Source organism: Chryseobacterium sp. 1B4, from assembly GCF_036631475.1.
Lineage (GTDB): Bacteria > Bacteroidota > Bacteroidia > Flavobacteriales > Weeksellaceae > Chryseobacterium.
On record NZ_JAPNUF010000011.1, the window covers coordinates 199,709 to 216,972 of the forward strand.

Genomic DNA, 17,264 nt, shown 5'->3' on the forward strand with positions numbered 1-17,264 from the left:
ATATTTTAATATAAATTTAAGTTAACTGACGGAAGATGTTTAAAAAATTAATAACTTTATATAATAAATTTCTGATTTTTACTTATTTAAATTAAAAACTAATCTCCGGAATATCATGATTACCCATATCAGATGTATGATTATTGATGATGATGAACTGGACAGGCTGGTTCTTCAGCATTATATCAGGCAATATCAGAATATTGAAATTATTGCCTCTTTTGACTCTGCAGAAAAGGCTATTCCTTATCTTGACCTTCCTATTGATTTTCTGATTACCGAAACCAATTTAAACGGTATGAACGGGCTTGAATTCCGGAAACTGGCCCATAAGATCCCTGCGTGTATTTTTGTAAGCTCACATCCTGAACTGGCTGCGGGAACCTTTGAAATCAACACTTTAGATTTTATTACCAAACCTCTTACCGCAGAACGATTTCATTACTCTATGGAGAAGCTTTTTGATTTTTTTGAAGCCAGGCAAAAATGCGAATGCTATGATGCCATGACAGGTGAAAACTGTCTCAAGATAAAAGAAGGCGGACATGTTTTTCAGATTAAGATGAAAGATATCCTGTACCTGGAAGCGCTGAAAGATTATACGAGGATCATTACCCTAGAAAAAAATCACTGCATCTTAAATTCCCTGGGGACCTTCTGCAAAAAAACTGTTTTGATTCCTTCGTCAGAATCCACAGAAGCTATGCTGTCCCACGTCATCTTATCCGTGGAAAAAGCTGTCATGAAATAGAACTTGCCCATCAAATAAAGCTACCTATCGGCAGAACCTACAAGGATAATCTTTCCTTTTTCAATCCTTAAAAGTTTATACAAAAATTCAGCTGTTATTCATAAATGCCATTGGTCGATTATTTCTGCCGTTGGTCTATTTTCCTGTCATCTGATTGAGATTCGTGGTAATTTAGTCTTCCCAAATTCCCCTCAGAAAACACATCTATTAATCACCAAAACTGTTATCCATGGAAAGAATATCTATTTACTGTATTATTCTGTCTGTCTTTTCCATCCCCATACTGCACGCTCAATCTGCAGTTCTGGCAACCGGGCTGGATACATCAGCAGCTAATGGTTTTGTTTCTTACAGCGTAGGCCAGCCGGTTTATCTGGAAAAAGGAACAGGACAAGTGCTGGAAGGCGTTCAACAGCCTTACGAAATCATCACCCTTACCACCGTTGAAAATTCTTCTGAATTATCTGGCATTTTGCTCTATCCCAATCCTTTCAGAGATTATCTGTATCTGGATTTTACCTCAAATAATTTTAAAGGATCAGAATATCAGCTATTTGATGGCCAGGGAAAACTGGTAAAAAAAGATAAGATTTCACAATCAAAATCTGAGCTTAATTTCTCCTCACTCCCTTCAGCCATGTACATCATCAGGATTACCCAAAATGGAGAAAATATTAAAACTTTTAAAATCATTAAAAAATAAAACGCCATGAAAAAAATATTATCACTGTTCTGGATCCTGACCGGTTTCTTTATGGGACTTTCTCAGGCACCGGAAAAAATGAGCTACCAGGCTGTCATGAGAAACGGTTCCGGACAACTTTTAGCCAATCAAGCTATTGCTGTGAAAGTAAGCATTTTACAGGGATCCCCGCCGGAGCCGCAGTTTACTCTGAAAGACTCACCGGGAACACCAATGCCAACGGACTCATCAGTCTTGAAATAGGAACGGGAACTGTACTTACCGGAACATTCTCTACCATTGCTTGGCCTGCTGGAAGCTATTATTTAAAAACAGAAACAGATCCTGCCGGAGGAACCAACTATACCATAGCAGGAACCAGCCAGCTGCTGAGTGTGCCCTATGCTATGTATGCCAAATCTGCAGGCGGCGGGGGTGGAAGCTTTGCCATTCCTTACAGCACAAGCGTTAATAATGCTTCCACTTTATTTTCATTGGTCAACGATGGAGATGGTACTTCCCTTGAGGGAGTAAATAATACGACCACATCAAATATTTCTGCAGTAAGGGGGATTGTAAACAGTACTTCTCCTGGTGGATTTTCTAGTGCTGTACGTGGTATTAATAATGGAACAGGCGGACTTGGAGTAGGGGTTTACGGAAGCCAGGCCGGAAGCGGATGGGGTGTATACGGAGTTACCCCCAATGGATTAGGGGTATATGGTAATGCCAGTGCTAACGGAACCGGGGTTTATGCCAACAGTAATACAGGAACCGGTCTTACTGCTACCAGTAATAACGGAATTCCTGCAAGCATTTCAATTTTCAACAACGCGAATAATAATGTTGCTCTCAGTGCATCCAGCGTAGGAAATGGTACGGTTGTAAATGTTACGACCTCAGGAAACGGAGCCGGAGTAAGAAGTTCTACAGCAGCTGGATTTGGGGTACATGGAATGACTTCTGCAGTTACTTCAGCCGGGGTAGTAGGAGATAACAACGGAGGCGGAGAAGCAGTAGTGGGCAGAACTACCAGTGATATTGCAGGAGCAGTAGTAGGCAGAAATGATGGAGGTGGATATGGAGTAAGAGGTTTTGTTGCAACCAATACATCCGGAACAGGTATCGGTGTTTACGGACAGGTAGGGTTAAATAACAGTACAGGCCGTGCCGGAAGATTTGAAAATTTCAACAATACAAATACTGATGCCAATACTTTTGAAGTGATATCTAACGGAAATGGAAATATCCCTGATAATACCAAAGGCAATGCCGCGTCTTTTCTACTCAATAATACCAATAGCGTTGGAGCAGCCGTAAGAGGGGAAGTCAATACTATTTTCGGAAATTTTGGTGCGGCCGCTATTTTTGGAGTTTCTTCAGGTACTGGTGGACGCGCCGGGCTATTCTATGCTTCCAATCCTGCCGGAAACGGAGCATCACTGATCGCTTTAACAGACGGTAACGGAAACGCCATTACAGCCAATGCAGGCAAAGACGGAAATGGTGTTGAAACCAATATTGATGGGGCCGGAAACGCCCTTTACGCATGGGTACCTTCTTTTTCTACAGGGCGGGCCGGAAGATTTAATATTTTCAATGAATCCAACACCAGCGATGTTATCACAGTAACTACTGTTGGAAACGGTATCGCAGGGAATTTTAAGGTAGATAAAGTGACCGGAACTTCGGCTGCCGTAAGAGGAGAAGTCAATTCACAGTTTGCCAATTTCGGTACGGCAGGGATTTATGGAGTTTCTTCAGGTACGGGAGGATATGCGGGATTATTCCACGCCAGTAATCCGGCAGGTAATGGTCCTGCACTGATTGCCATTGCAGATGGTAACGGTAATGGTATCACCGCCAATGCTTCCAATAGCGGAGACGGAGTGGAAGCAACGGTAGACGGCACAGGAAATGCAATTTATGGCTGGGTTCCCAACTTCGGTACCGGAAAGGCTGGTAGATTTTCCAACTTCAATATCAGTAACAGCCAGCCGGTACTGTATGTAACCAATTCAGGTACAGGATCTGCTCTGTCTATTAACCATACAGGTTCTTCAGGAGATCTTGCTATTTTACAAAGTGCCGGAGCAAATGTTGCCAGAATCAACAAAGCAGGAAGAGGCTTTTTTAACGGCGGAACCCAAAACAGCGGTGCCGACGTTGCTGAAGCATTTGATGTAAACGGAAATATTTCTCAGTATGAACCTGGGGATATTCTTGTGATCTCAACCAGCGCGGACAGAACCGTTGAAAAATCTTCAACTCCTTATTCTAATCTTGTTGCCGGAGTGTATGCCACAAAACCCGGTGTACTTCTTACGGAGGAAAATATTGACACTGATATTTCCAATAAAGCTCCCATGGGCGTCATTGGTGTAATTCCTACCAAGGTATGTCTTGAAAACGGAAAAATAAAGAGAGGTGATCTACTGGTAACTTCATCTAAGCCAGGTGTTGCAATGAAAGCCAGTCTTAAAAAGGTAAAAGTAGGACAGGTCATCGGAAAAGCGCTTCAGGATTATGACCAAAAAGAGATTGGAAAAATTCAAGTATTAGTCAACATAAAATAAGCCGTCATGAAAATAGCATATATTATCCCGTTATTATTTTTCAGCACCATTATCCATGCTCAGGAAAATAAAAAGACTACCCCTACAGAGGAAGATCAAACACTGGTTGTAAAACAGGCGCAGGAACAGCAGGCTAAACTCATACAGGAAGCTAAAGAAAAGACCACTGTAAATACCGGCCTGCCTTCTGATCATGGCCTTGCCGTTAAAAAACAGGATTCCAAACCCAAAGCTGCTTCAGACAATTCGGGAAACCTTCTTCCCAATACGGCAAGTCTTGAAGACATAAAAAACAATCCCCAACAGACAGGCATATCACAATATAAATTCTAGGAACACAAAAGCGACTGTTACCGGGCTGCCCAACACAGCAACTCTGGAAGAAATAAAGAAAACTATCCCTAAAAACTAATAACTCTCAAAACTGATAACCACAAAAAAGCTGATAACCAAACTAGATTTTTCAAACAAAGAAGTCCGCCAAAGAGCGGACTTTTTATATTGACGGCTGCATTATTAATCCCAATCAGCAGCTACAAATTTCATTGTATGACCATGATCATCGGATAGGGTAAGAAAATGTCCTTCAACAGAATATCTGGTCATGGTTTCAATTTTCTTCTGAAAAGATGTTTCAAGATCCATATCCTCGCAGGCTTTCGCCGTACTAACTCCTTTTGAAATCTTTACCTTTCCTCCTTTTTTAAATTCGGACATCAAAGACATCTGATTACATCCCATATAGGCGTTCCCCTGAATTTTACCTTCTACAATAGCAGCCGTCAGATTCATTTCTGCTTTGCGGGCAACAAGCTGATCTTTTGAAAAGCCATCAAAAGAAATCAACATCCACTGCCTTTGGAGAGATGGGTTTTTATCCGGTATTGCAGAGCAATTCAAAACAACTCCTAAAAGTAAAGCGGTAAAAAGTGATAATAGTATCTTTTTCATGCGGATTATCATCCCATTTTCATACCAACCCGGGACAGAATCTCGTAAAAATTAGTAAATTAGCGACACAAAAATTATTTTATAAAATGAAAAGACTATTTCTACTATTCACTTTCTTACTGGGCTTTGCTCAGATGAGGGCGGATGAGGGGATGTGGCTGCTAATGCTCATCAAAAGACTTAACGGTGTTGATATGCAAAAAGAGGGTCTGCATCTTACGCCTGAAGAAATTTATTCAGTGAACAATTCAAGCTTAAAAGATGCTATCGTGAGTTTCGGTGGTTTCTGTACAGGGGAAATTGTTTCTGATAAAGGACTTATATTTACCAACCACCACTGTGGTTATGGGGCTGTTGCTGCGGCTTCTACACCAGAAAAAGATTATTTGAAGAACGGTTTCTGGGCAATGAAACAGAAAGACGAATTCAATGCAAAGGATCTTTATGTAAGATTTTTAGTGAGAATGGATGATGCTACCAAAAGAATCACTTCCAAGCTAAACAACAATATGACCGGAGCAGAGAGAAAAGCTGTTATCGATGCTGAAACTAAAGCTATTCAGACAGAAAACTCTGAAAACGGAAAATATACTGTAGTAGTAAAAGATTTCTTCAACGGAAATGAATTTTACTATTTCGTATACCAGGATTATAAAGATATCAGATTGGTAGGTGCTCCACCTTCATCATTAGGAAAATTCGGAGGAGATACAGACAACTGGGAATGGCCAAGACACACTGCAGACTTCACCGTTTTCAGAGTGTACGCTGATGCTGCAGGAAACCCTGCTGAATATTCTCCAAGCAACACTCCTTTGAAGCCTAAGCATTTCCTTCCGGTTTCTCTTAAAGGAATCAAGCCTGGTGACTTCTCAATGATCCTGGGATATCCTGGAAGAACAAACCGTTACCTGACTTCTTACGGAATTCAGCAAATGGTAACCAAAGATTACCCGGCATGGGTTGAAGCTTCCAAAACGGCCATGGATGTTATGAAAAAATACATGGACAAGGATAAAGCAACCCAGCTTAATTATGCTTCTCAATATGCTTCTGTAGCTAACTACTGGAAAAACAGACAAGGTACTATTGATGCAGTAGAGAAAAACGGAACCATTTCTGACAAACAAAAGATTGAAGAAACGTACAATAAATGGGCTGCAATGCCAGGAAATGAGGAATACAATGGAGTTTTAGAAGATATAGGCGCCTATTACAAACAAGTATCTGACAGAAATGTTGAAAGAAACTATGCTACACAGTTTACAAGAAATGCAAAATATATTACCCTTGCATTACAGTTAGGATCAGTTCTTAAAACTTATGCAGCTCAGGATATGCAGGGAAGACTGGCAATGAAACCTAAAACTGAAGCTGCAATCAAAGCTGCCTATGAAAACTTCAATCCGTCTTTGGAAGGAGAAATGCTTGCTGCTATGACCAGCCTTTATCAGGCAAGAGTTAAAAACCCGGACGTTGCTTCTGCTACTATTTTAGGGCTTGATGCCAAGACTGTTTCTAATTTGGCATATTCTTCAATTTTCGCTAATAAAACTTCTGCAACGAACTTCCTATTGAACCCGGATGCACTGAAGCTTGATGCTGACCCACTTTGGAAAGCTGCTAACGGAATTATGGCAGATCAAAAGATAAGCACTGAAAGATTTGTTAAGATAGATGACTTTTTTGCCAAAAACAACCGTCTTTTCTTAGCGGGTCTAATGAAGGCTATGCCTGAAAAGAAATTCTACCCGGATGCTAACTCTACCATGAGATTAACTTACGGTACGGTAGATAAACTACCCATCAGAAATGACAGAAACTATTTCGGGATTACGGATAATTATTATACAGACATGACCGGTCTTGTTGGAAAATACAAGAAAGGTGATGAAGAGTTTGATCTTCCTCAAAGAGTGATCGACCTTTACAATCTTAAAGATTTCGGACAGTATGCTGATGCTGCAGGTTATATGCCTGTAAACTTCCTTTCTAACAACGATATTACAGGTGGTAACTCCGGTTCCCCGGTAATTGATGGCGACGGAAACCTTATCGGTATTGCTTTCGACGGAAACAGTGAAGCATTAAGCGGTGATATCGTATTCGAGCCTGAATGGCAGAAAACGATCAACGTTGATGTTCGTTTCGTTCTTTGGACAATTGATAAGTTTGCAGGAGCAAGAAGATTAATTGACGAGCTGAAGCTTGTAAGAGATGCCAATACTCCGGCTGATACAAAAACTAAAAACTCAGGTACTACAGCAATGCCTAAGAAAGCTAAAAAATAATCTTATCTGATATATTTTTGAAAACCGTGAAATTTACTTTCACGGTTTTTTTATTTTTGATTATTAAAAATATTTCAACATGAATCATCAAACTATTAAATTCAGAGCTGTTATTCAGCAAAACGGAGCAATGAATGCTGCATTTGTAGAATTTCCTTTTTCTACGGAAGAGCTGTTTAATAAAAAAGGACAGGTAAAGGTTAAAGCCCTGTTTGACGATAAAGTTGAATACCGCGGAAGCCTGGCCAAAATGAAATCTGACTGCCATATTTTAGGTCTGACGCAGGAAGTCAGAAAACAGCTTGGTAAAACCTTCGGAGATGAGGTTTCTGTATCTCTTATGGAAGATAAAGAAGAAAGAATGGTTGAAATTGCAGATGACATCACCTCTGTTTTTAAACAAAACCCTGAAGCAAAGGCTTTATTTGATAAGATGAGCTACACCCACAAAAAAGAATATATCCGCTGGATTGAGGAAGCCAAGAAACCTGAAACCAGGGAAAACCGAAAGGTAAAAATGGTTCAGATGATTTTGGATGGGAAGAAAGGGATATAATCTCCTTCCCATTGCATTATATTTTCAGTTCTCCTTGCAGATATTGTTTTCCTCCTCCATTGGTAACCGTTATAAGTCCGTCATAATGATTCACTTTTACTCCTAAATCATTGATTACCTCCTTAAAATACCCTGTTTTTCCTCTGTTATGAGTGATCTCTCTTTGCCAGATAAACGTTGCATACTGTCCCGTTTTATTCCGAAATGTAAGTGCACCCAACGGGTTTGTGTATCCCAGCCATTTAATATCTACTACCGCACTTTCATTGGCAGCAAAATCTTTAGACAATACAATAAAGTTGTTCATTTATGATTTGTTTTCCGGTTAATTAATTATTATCTTTTTTAAGAGGTACAAATATCCCTTTGCATTACGACAAAACTCGACGTATTATTCATCGAATAAAAAAGGCCCAGAAACTGTCTGGACCTTAATAATTCAAATATTATTCAACCGGAATTCCCAGGTACTTTAAATAGGAATCCAGTATTTTTTTATCAAACACCGGTTCCTGAATCCCGGACCCTTCCAGAAATCGGATCACATTGGAACAATCCCATATATAGGTATTCTGATAAAGCTCTACCGTGGATAAGCCTTCATGCATATTATCCCTGAAAAGGCTTGTCAGTGGATACAAACGGTTTTTACTGTCATCCTCCCATTGTTTTCGCCATTTTTTGTATGGAAGCGCTTCCAGTGTAAACGGATAATACTGCTTCATCAATCTGAAGAAGTCTTCCAGCGTAAGATTTGTTTCCGGGCGGGCAATTAAGTTGAACTTCTTACCTATTGCGTCTTTATTTTTTGTGATATGCGCCATGGCTTTGGTCATATAATCTACCGTAATGAGCCCTTCTCTAAGCTCTGTTAAAGCAGGGTAAGACTGGAACTCTATACAGTTTTTCACTAATCCCGACCACCATTGATAGGACGCACTTGCACCTGTTTCGCTGTGGCACATTGCATATCCCAAACGATAGGTGATTAACGGAAGCCCTTCTTTAGCGGCTAAATCTGCCACAGCCTCCATCACCCATTTGCTTCTTACATATCCTATATCTTTACTTACGGACATTAAGTTCTGTTCGATATCATCAGACTCAAGCATTACTGTTTTTCCTGTAAATATATGTCCCCAGCTATATACTGAGATTGTGGATAATAAAGCAAGACATTTTGTTCTTTCTGCTCCTGCCAGCTTTATGATTTCTCTTAATCCTTCTACATTCGGAGCTTTCATATAGGAATAGGGTTCAATGAAGTTTACTGAGCTTCCGGAATGATAGATCACATCTACCTGCTTTGCCAGCCTGGCGAATATTTCTTCAGACAACCCTAAAGATGGCAATGCCAGATCTCCTATCACAGGAATAATCCTCAGTTTCTGTTCATCTTTATGGGGGATGTGGTATTGTTTAAAACATCTTCCAATCTTTTCCATTGCAGCAAATTCATCCTGAGCTCTCACAAGACAATAGATATCTGCATCAGTAGTATCCAGAAGCTCCTGTAAAAGATGAATCCCTACAAATCCTGTAACTCCCGTTAAAAATATTGTTCCGGGGTTTTCTACCTGTCCGGGATCAAATCCTCCCGCAAAGACAGTTCCGGGAGCCAGATAAACATCTTTCTGTAATTCAACATAAGGCTCCACATCTTCTGCCGGAACCGCGTTTCTCATTTCTCCGGACCTGGCTATAAGATTCTCTGACAGCTGCTGCAATACCGGATACTGATAGATATCCCGCAGATAAACCTTTACATCAAGCTTCCTTTGTAATGTAACAGCAACGGTTGCTACCAACAGGGAGTTTCCTCCGATGTCAAAAAAGTTATCTGTAATATTGATAACTGGACGTTCCAGAGCAGAAGACCAGACATCCACAATAATCCTTTCCGTTTCATTGGTTGGCGGCTCAGATGAAATTACTTCTTTTGCTTCCTGATCAGCCAGTTCCTTTAATGCCCTGGTATCTGTTTTTCCGTTGGCTGTTAACGGAATGGCATCTATAAAAATAATCTGGGCAGGAATCATATAACCTGGAAGCTCTTCCTTCAATGCATTACGGATTGAAGAAATATCTGTTACCATTTCAGGTTTTAATACAACAAAAGCAATCAGGTATTTGGTGCTCCCTTCCGTTTCCTTTCCCATGACCACAGCCTCTTTGATTTCTTCCTGTCTGATCAGTGAACGTTCTATTTCTCCCAATTCAATTCTGAATCCACGAATTTTCACCTGATTATCAATCCTTCCCAGAAATTCAATCTCACCATCCGGCTTCCATCTGGCCAGATCTCCGGTACGGTAAAGTTTTTCTGTTTCCCTGAACGGGTTCATAATAAATTTGGAATGAGTAAGCTCTTCATTATTAAGGTATCCTTCTGCTAAAAGATTTCCGCCGATACATAATTCTCCGGCAGCTCCTACCGGCAGCAATTCCATATTTTCTCCCAGGATATATGCTTTTGCATTGGCAATGGGCCTGCCAATAGAGGAAACATATTTCCCGTTGATATCCTTCACTTTTTTGAAGGTAGCATATACAGTACATTCTGTAGGACCGTAATAATCTATCAGCTCATAGCTTAATTCCGTAGTAAGCACCGGCTTCAGCTTTTCTCCTGCCGTAAAGAGATATTTTAATTTCAGGTCATTATAATTCCGGGTAAGATCTACTACAGAAGGAGCTAGAACCGTAGGTACAAAGCCATGGGTAATATGATTTTTTCTATAGTAATCTACCAATGCCTGAGCCTCTGTTCTATCCTCATTGTCTGCAATAAAAACGGTTGCTCCTGAGGTAAGCGCCGACCAGACCTCCCATACTGAGATATCAAATGCCAATCCTGCAACAAGAGTTAGCCTGGAACTGTGATCCACATGAAAATGATGGTTATGCCACGTTACCAGATGCTGTATAGCCTGATGGCTTATCATTACTCCCTTCGGCTTTCCGGTTGATCCTGATGTATAAATTGTATAGGCAAGGCTTTTTTGTGAATTTTAATCTCAGGATGATGCGAAGGTAAATGATTGAGGTTTTCCATGCTGCTCAGGTCAAATACTTTTTCTTTTCCGGATTCTGATAAGAGATCTTTAAGGTGTTGATTGGTAATAATGAGATCTGAAGAAGTATCGGAAAGAATATATTCTACTCTTTTCGCAGGGTAAGCAGGATCTACAGGGACATACGAAGCTCCCGTTTTAATAACACCAAGAACAGCAATAATCCATTCTAAAGAACGATCAAGCCAGACAGGAACATATTGTCCTTCTTTCGCACCATGTTTTAGTAAGAAGTTAGCTACCTGATTGCTTCTCTGGTCCAGATCTCTGTAGGTAATTTCCTGCTCCTGATAAACAGCAGCTGTTTTATCCGCGTGAAGGATTGCCTGTTTCCGGAAAAGGGATTCCAATGTTTCTTCATGATGATAGTCCCAGCCTGTTTTATTGAATCCGTTTAAAAGTTTTTCTCTGTCTTCAGATGACAGCAATACAGCCGAACCTATTGATTGGGCTTCTGATGAGGGAATTGTGTTTGACATAGTAATAAATTTTGATTGGTTTAAAAAATTAGTAATCAATGGCTTTCATCCTCTGTAGAATAATTTTAAATGAAATGAAATAAGGACACACCAGGGTATAAGGTATAACCACAGTTTATGTACTAAATGCGTTTCATTATAGTTGTAAAAATGAATGATACAGAGTCTTAAGCGATCCACTCAGTGAGCAGAACGTAAACAGCGTTCACACGTTATTTATGACAGTCGGAAAAAAGAAAAGAATATATTGTGGATATTCTTCGGCAATTCAATGCAAATTTCTATTCAGTATTTAAAAATTTGATTTTCATAATGTAATATTTTAATAATATGGCAACCAAACTTAACATAATAATTTAACCTATGCGTTACATAATTGCTACATTTATCCTACCACAAAGAATTAAACTTATGAAAAGAATATTTGTATTTGTTTTAAAATCAGATAAATAGATTAAAAATCAACCATTCCAGAATTCACGGTCCAGGCTTCTGTATTGTATGGCTTCGGAAATATGGTGAGACAAAATATTCTCAGATTCTTCAAGGTCGGCAATAGTTCTGGCAACTTTCAGAATTCTGTCATATGCTCTTGCCGAGAGGTTTAGTTTTTCCATTGCTGATTTGATAAGGCCGAAAGAGGTTTCATCCAGCTCACAAAATGCTTCAATTTCCTTCGGTCCTATCTGGGCATTGCTGCTGATATTGAGATTCTGATACCGCTTATTCTGAATCTCCCGGGCTTTCAGTACGCGTTCTCTGATGTCTTTGCTTTTCTCCCCTTTTCTTTTTCGGAAAGCTGCTCAAATTCTACCTTCTGAACTTCAATATGAATATCAATTCTATCCAGAAGAGGCCCGGAAAGTTTATTCATGTAGCGCTGCATTTCATAAACCGATGAGGTATTATTAGGATCATCGGGAAAGAAACCGCTTGGACTGGGATTCATGGATGCTACCAGCATAAAACTTGCGGGATAGTTTACGGTAAACCTTGCTCTTGAAATGGTTACCTCACGATCTTCCAGAGGCTGTCTCATTACTTCCAGCACTGTTCTTTTAAATTCAGGCATTTCATCCAGAAATAAAACGCCGTTATGGGCAAGGGAAATCTCCCCGGGCTGCGGGTAACTCCCGCCTCCCACGAGAGCAACATCAGAAATAGTATGATGTGGAGATCTGAAGGGGCGGACAGTCATCAGTGAAGCTTCTGTTCCTATTTTCCCGGCAACAGAATGGATTTTTGTTGTTTCCAGAGCCTCTTTCAATGTTAAAGGAGGTAAAATACTGGGAACTCTTTTGGCCAGCATTGTTTTTCCGCTCCCTGGCGGGCCGATCAGAATAATGTTGTGCCCACCGGCGGCGGCAACCTCCATCGCCCTTTTGGCTGTTTCCTGACCTTTAACTTCAGAGAAATCGAAAGGAAAGTTGTTAATTTTCTCGTGAAATTCTTTTCTGGCATCCAACGTCATTTTTTCAAGAAGCTTTCCTTCATTAAAAAAATCAATAACCTCTCTGATATTTTCTACCCCATATACTTCAAGATCATTAACAATAGCGGCTTCCCTTGCATTTTGTCCGGGGAGAATGATCCCTTTGAATCCCTCTTCCCTGGCCTGAATTGCAATGGGGAGGACGCCTTTGATCGGCTGCAGGCTTCCATCCAGAGAAAGCTCTCCCATAATGATATAGTCTTTAACATCTTCTGCCAGTATCTGGTCTGAAGCGGTTAAAATCCCAATGGCAATACTAAGATCATAAGCTGAACCTTCTTTTCTGAGATCTGCCGGAGCCATATTGATGGTAATTTTCTTTCCGGGAATCTTATATCCTACGTTTTTCAGTGCGGCCGATATTCTGTAGCTGCTTTCTTTGATGGCGTTATCGGGAAGTCCCACCAGGTGGTATCCCACTCCGCCGGTGTCTACATTTACTTCAATGGTAATGGTCTGTGCCGCCACCCCATGAATGGCACTTCCGTAAATTTTAATCAGCATGGTGTGTTTTTGAAGTAAAAATAATCAATATAGTATTTTAAAAATCCGGGATTTACGTTAATGGCATTCTAGTCAGGCAGGGATATTTAAAAAGAAATTCAGAAAACAAACATCGGATTTGAAAACATATTTAAACTCTTACTCTTTAATTTAAATCATTCAAAGCCATAAGGCGATCTCCACATTCAGAGTAGTTTGTCATGTAAAAACAATTAACCTTGACCAGTGAGTGGCCAAGGTTAATTGTTGAATAGTAATATTTCAATTAAAAATCATACCCAATCCTAAAACTTAAATTAGGAACTACCTGAATAGAATACTCTGATTTTAGAATTTTCCCTACTCCTAAACCTAGCTGAACTTCATAATTAAAATTTTTCGTAAAATTCCTTCTTAGTCCCCATGTAGGAATCAATGAAATCATTGGGTTTACTTCTATTCCATCAACGTTTGAAATAACAAACCAATCAGGAACGAATCCAAATTTTGCAGAAAGATAGTTTGCAGAATTATACTAATAAAATTAAAAATATTTTTTTCATCATATTATTTTTTATAAAAATTATAGTTCCCATTTAAACTACCTTTTGACCATTTCCCATTCATGGATGAATCATTCAAATATCCTGAAAAACTTAATCCGGCTTTTGTAGCTGCGTCAAATTTCCCGCTAATCATTACATAGCCCGATATCATTTCAGAACTATCGGCTGTAGTATAATATACCGTCCCTTCAAGGTTACCTGTATCAGATACGCTGAATTTTATTTCACCAGATAAATCTCCATTAAAGCTTCCAACGTAATTCCCTTGAAATTTAGAATTTGATTGTAAATTTAGGTTCTCATCAGAAATACAAGAGGTAAATAAAAGAAAAAATGCAAGAAAAAATATTTCATAATTTTAATTAGCGTTAAGTTTTACTCCATGCCAAGCTCCATTTTTCTTGGTTATTCAGAATAAACCCATAAGCAAATGGTAACGACGGAATGTTTTGATTTTTTTGAAAATTTAAAAATTATATCACTTGAGTCTAATTTTTCACATGAAAAAGATTTATTAACATGGGTTTCCATCTATTGTTATTGCATTATCTCAAGTGCTGCAAAAATAACCAATATAGTATTTTAAAAATCCGGGATTTACGTTAATAGCATTCTGGTCAGACGGGGATATTTAAAAAGAAATTCAGAAAATTCAGGATAAAAAAAACCGGTACAAATTTCTTTGTACCGACCCAACCATTATTAAAAACTAACGAATAGATTATTTCATCTGAGTTACAGAAAAATTAAATGTAAGTCAGGAAGCCGGATGCCGGAAAGAGAGAACTCCTTTTGGGGTAATTATGACGTCATTAGATTAACAAGGATGAAAATTTTATCTATTGAGCGTAAAGTATTAAAATAAATTACTCTAGTTCTTCTTCAATACAAGGAAACTCTCTCCTCTGACATCCATTCTTCCTGCCACAATCAATATTTTAGCATCATCAGATTACGTAATCCTATTTTTTTATAAATCTATTTTTGTATTCAATGCCCTCTGCACTTTTAGAAACAATAATATAGTTCCCCGGCACCAGCTGGCTTACATCAATGGGCTGATTGTATCTGTGATCTGTTTTTTTCAGAACCAGCTTTCCGGACATATCTATAATGGTAACTTCTTTATAAACTTTGTCTGATTCTTTTCCGATATAAAGGTGCTGTGCTGTAGGATTAGGATAGATTTTCAGATTATTATCTTTAATTTTTGCCTCTCCTGTTCCCAGATTGCTGCAGAACTCCCAGTTCCCGAAATTTACCTCAACAAAGGCAAATGGATCCAACATCTGGCATTGGTCCGGACAGTATTCAGTACAGGCATAGAATCCATATTTTCCGGAAGTTGTTGCTACATAAGTATCTCCTACTACACCTGGAATGATACAAGGATCCCCTGCCACCGGAGGATTACTGCTTGGGACACATTTGAACCAGGTATGCTTGCCATACACTACAGGGAATATATCGTCAAATTGAATAGAAGCACCATTGCACACATTTACTGTTCCCATATTTTCTTCATAGGTTCCCGGAGTATAAGTAGTCATCATAGCCGGAAGCCCATATACGAAGCCATCTGCAAATACTGTCGGGCTTTCTGCTGTACAGTCTCCATCGGTAACAACCACTTTAAAATAATTCAGCTGCTCGTTCCCGCTGATGGTCAGCTGCTGTGACGTAGCTCCCGGAATAGCAACCCACGGATTGTTATTAGGAGTCTGCCAGGTCCACGCCTGTTTATACCACTGGTAAGTTGTGTAAGCCTGTGTGGTAGAAAGTACTTCATCTTCCGTATCACAGAACAGAACGGTTCCGGGATATTTCTGCCCAAGTCTGGGACTGGTAACTGTAGGGGTACACTGTGCTTTTAGATTCAAAATGCTGAATAATAAAAACATCAAAAAGATTAGTTTTGTTTTCATATATAAATAATTAAGCTTGGTTTTTAAAAATCTCCGGCATTAATCCAACAGCACTCTTACACCGAACTTCATATTAAAATGAAGTGGTTTTTCTTTATAAATTGTATTGGGAGCATTTTCTTTTTTAAAATGATATCCTATTCCCGGCTCTGCATAAATTCCGACCTTATCAATAATCTTCAGCTGAAGGCCTGCTGCTGCGTTGACTGAGAACTGTAAAGGTTTGGGCACCAAACTTTCTTTTGAGGATTCCTTTATTTCATCATTCACTACATAGGTTGTTGTGATACTTCCTGCCACAGGCTTTTCCACAAGCGCTCCCCCTGTCACATATCCTGTAAATTTGCCCTTCTGAATGACATTGTAATTGATCTGCACAGGAATTCCTATGTAATGAACGGTCTGATCTCCCTTAATATAATTGTTATCACTCCCGGAATGCAGCTCAGAAGACAGTTTGGTATAATTTACTCCCGTTCCTATTCCCCATTTTTTCCCCAGATTATAGTAAACAGAAAGCCCGAAAGTAACAGGTACCTTATGCCTGATTCTCGCTTCTACCGGCTGGCTCTGATTTGCCAGCAATATGGCTGTCAGAGGATCATCATGGAACTCTGAAGTAGTCCATACCTGCTCGACATTCATGGCTTTTCCGGTAATTGAAGCATACCCTGGAAACTGCTGTTCTGCGGAATTGGAAGCCATATTTCCTGTCAGCATACCCAGCATCCAGGACTTTTTATTTCCGGATTTTCTGGCATCATGTTTTGTGTTTTCTGCGTATATCTCCTTCAATTTTTCCTGTTTAAAAAGAACCTCATCTGATTCTTTTTCTTCCGCCGTTTCCTTCACAGTATCATCAACAGGCGATATTTTCTGAGCAATTTTATTTTCCTGCTGAAAGGCCTCGGAAGCAGCAGGAATCTTTATAATATCCTGGGTTTTTCCAGCGTTATTTTTTATTCCGTTATCAGAATAGCTTTGAGTTAAGTTTTTCTTCAGAATTTCTGTATTGAATGTATTTTCAGCTAAGAAGGCATTTATTCCTGATTTTACCTCACTGCTTACAATATGTTCGGTTTTTCCGGCATTTAAAGATCCTTTTTCCTTGTCATTTCTCATATCTGCCGGTTTCTGAGACAGAACTTTTTCCTTGTCATGATAAGGCAGTATTTTTGTCAGTAAAAACAGCAATGCAATGGCAGCAGCAATACCTCCGATGCGATAGAATAAAGATTTTTGTCCCGCACCTGCAATTCTTTCTTTCTTTTCCGCACCACCTTCATGAATTTCAGGAATAAACCCGGGAACGCCGTTGTTTTCTTCTCCCGAGAATAATTCATCTCTGATGTCATCCCACAACCCTTCCGGAACGTCCTCTTCATGGTCATCCATTCTGCTTCGCAGGTTATTTAGCCATTCATTATTCATATTGTGC

General features: G+C 39.5%; 13 protein-coding genes and 1 pseudogene. 7 read left to right on the forward strand and 7 right to left on the reverse strand.

The genetic code is table 11. The annotated features are described in order from the left end of the window. The first annotated feature begins 115 nt into the window (after positions 1 to 115). The 5 genes from OWR28_RS22965 to OWR28_RS22985 all read left to right on the forward strand — a co-directional run bounded on the left by OWR28_RS22965 (position 116) and on the right by OWR28_RS22985 (position 4,342). On the forward strand, positions 116 to 751 hold the full coding sequence (locus OWR28_RS22965) for a LytTR family DNA-binding domain-containing protein (protein WP_332388662.1): 636 nt from the start codon (positions 116 to 118) through the stop codon (positions 749 to 751). 229 nt (positions 752 to 980) lie between these two features. Beyond that, on the forward strand, positions 981 to 1,454 hold the full coding sequence (locus OWR28_RS22970) for a T9SS type A sorting domain-containing protein (RefSeq protein ID WP_332388663.1): 474 nt from the start codon (positions 981 to 983) through the stop codon (positions 1,452 to 1,454). Between the two features lie 6 nt (positions 1,455 to 1,460). Next, complete coding sequence (locus OWR28_RS22975) at positions 1,461 to 1,697, forward strand: hypothetical protein (RefSeq protein WP_332388664.1); 237 nt, start codon at positions 1,461 to 1,463, stop codon at positions 1,695 to 1,697. Positions 1,698 to 1,840: 143 nt separating this feature from the next. Further along, positions 1,841 to 4,009 carry a collagen-like protein gene (locus OWR28_RS22980; protein ID WP_332388665.1) on the forward strand — a complete coding sequence of 723 codons (2,169 nt, stop codon included), beginning with the start codon at positions 1,841 to 1,843 and terminating at the stop codon, positions 4,007 to 4,009. Between the two features lie 6 nt (positions 4,010 to 4,015). Beyond that, positions 4,016 to 4,342: a hypothetical protein gene (locus OWR28_RS22985; protein ID WP_332388666.1), complete on the forward strand. Its 327-nt coding sequence runs from the start codon at positions 4,016 to 4,018 to the stop codon at positions 4,340 to 4,342. Positions 4,343 to 4,525: 183 nt separating this feature from the next. Here the strand turns inward: OWR28_RS22985 and OWR28_RS22990 are convergent, their stop codons facing one another. After that, positions 4,526 to 4,960 carry an META domain-containing protein gene (locus OWR28_RS22990; RefSeq protein ID WP_332388667.1) on the reverse strand — a complete coding sequence of 145 codons (435 nt, stop codon included), beginning with the start codon at positions 4,958 to 4,960 and terminating at the stop codon, positions 4,526 to 4,528. Positions 4,961 to 5,046: 86 nt separating this feature from the next. Between OWR28_RS22990 and OWR28_RS22995 the strand changes: the two genes are divergently transcribed. Together OWR28_RS22995 and OWR28_RS23000 are read left to right on the forward strand one after the other, a co-directional pair. Then, entirely contained in the window at positions 5,047 to 7,251 is a 2,205-nt protein-coding gene (locus tag OWR28_RS22995; protein ID WP_332388668.1) for a S46 family peptidase, read from the forward strand. Between the two features lie 79 nt (positions 7,252 to 7,330). After that, entirely contained in the window at positions 7,331 to 7,807 is a 477-nt protein-coding gene (locus OWR28_RS23000; RefSeq protein ID WP_332388669.1) for a YdeI/OmpD-associated family protein, read from the forward strand. Between the two features lie 16 nt (positions 7,808 to 7,823). On the opposite strand, the gene OWR28_RS23005 is transcribed toward OWR28_RS23000, so the two are convergent. From OWR28_RS23005 to OWR28_RS23030, 6 genes and pseudogenes are all read right to left on the reverse strand, one after another. Beyond that, entirely contained in the window at positions 7,824 to 8,114 is a 291-nt protein-coding gene (locus OWR28_RS23005; RefSeq protein WP_332388670.1) for a hypothetical protein, read from the reverse strand. A gap of 139 nt (positions 8,115 to 8,253) precedes the next feature. Continuing rightward, complete coding sequence (locus tag OWR28_RS23010) at positions 8,254 to 10,752, reverse strand: thioester reductase domain-containing protein (RefSeq protein WP_332388671.1); 2,499 nt, start codon at positions 10,750 to 10,752, stop codon at positions 8,254 to 8,256. Next, positions 10,752 to 11,360 (reverse strand): AMP-binding protein, encoded by a 609-nt coding sequence (locus OWR28_RS23015; protein ID WP_332388672.1) that lies wholly within the window; start codon positions 11,358 to 11,360, stop codon positions 10,752 to 10,754. Before OWR28_RS23015 ends, OWR28_RS23010 begins: the two co-directional genes overlap by 1 nt. Before the next feature lie 461 nt (positions 11,361 to 11,821). Further along, positions 11,822 to 13,356: pseudogene (locus OWR28_RS23020) on the reverse strand (YifB family Mg chelatase-like AAA ATPase). Positions 13,357 to 14,863: 1,507 nt separating this feature from the next. Continuing rightward, positions 14,864 to 15,826 carry a T9SS type A sorting domain-containing protein gene (locus OWR28_RS23025; RefSeq protein WP_332388673.1) on the reverse strand — a complete coding sequence of 321 codons (963 nt, stop codon included), beginning with the start codon at positions 15,824 to 15,826 and terminating at the stop codon, positions 14,864 to 14,866. Positions 15,827 to 15,865: 39 nt separating this feature from the next. Next, positions 15,866 to 17,257, reverse strand: a complete 1,392-nt coding sequence (locus OWR28_RS23030; RefSeq protein ID WP_332388674.1) for an outer membrane beta-barrel protein — start codon at positions 17,255 to 17,257, stop codon at positions 15,866 to 15,868. Positions 17,258 to 17,264: the final 7 nt, after the last annotated feature.

Bases quoted from the DNA above. Each gene is read 5' to 3' on its own strand.
- OWR28_RS22985 (WP_332388666.1), top strand. From the start codon at position 4,016: ATGAAAATAGCATATATTATCCCGTTATTATTTTTCAGCACCATTATC.
- OWR28_RS22990 (WP_332388667.1), bottom strand. From the start codon at position 4,960: ATGAAAAAGATACTATTATCACTTTTTACCGCTTTACTTTTAGGAGTT.
- OWR28_RS23010 (WP_332388671.1), bottom strand. From the start codon at position 10,752: ATGATAAGCCATCAGGCTATACAGCATCTGGTAACGTGGCATAACCAT.
- OWR28_RS23030 (WP_332388674.1), bottom strand. From the start codon at position 17,257: ATGAATAATGAATGGCTAAATAACCTGCGAAGCAGAATGGATGACCAT.
- OWR28_RS23025 (WP_332388673.1), bottom strand. From the start codon at position 15,826: ATGAAAACAAAACTAATCTTTTTGATGTTTTTATTATTCAGCATTTTG.
- OWR28_RS23000 (WP_332388669.1), top strand. From the start codon at position 7,331: ATGAATCATCAAACTATTAAATTCAGAGCTGTTATTCAGCAAAACGGA.
- OWR28_RS22995 (WP_332388668.1), top strand. From the start codon at position 5,047: ATGAAAAGACTATTTCTACTATTCACTTTCTTACTGGGCTTTGCTCAG.
- OWR28_RS23015 (WP_332388672.1), bottom strand. From the start codon at position 11,360: ATGTCAAACACAATTCCCTCATCAGAAGCCCAATCAATAGGTTCGGCT.
- OWR28_RS22965 (WP_332388662.1), top strand. From the start codon at position 116: ATGATTACCCATATCAGATGTATGATTATTGATGATGATGAACTGGAC.
- OWR28_RS22970 (WP_332388663.1), top strand. From the start codon at position 981: ATGGAAAGAATATCTATTTACTGTATTATTCTGTCTGTCTTTTCCATC.
- OWR28_RS23005 (WP_332388670.1), bottom strand. From the start codon at position 8,114: ATGAACAACTTTATTGTATTGTCTAAAGATTTTGCTGCCAATGAAAGT.
- OWR28_RS22975 (WP_332388664.1), top strand. From the start codon at position 1,461: ATGAAAAAAATATTATCACTGTTCTGGATCCTGACCGGTTTCTTTATG.
- OWR28_RS22980 (WP_332388665.1), top strand. From the start codon at position 1,841: ATGTATGCCAAATCTGCAGGCGGCGGGGGTGGAAGCTTTGCCATTCCT.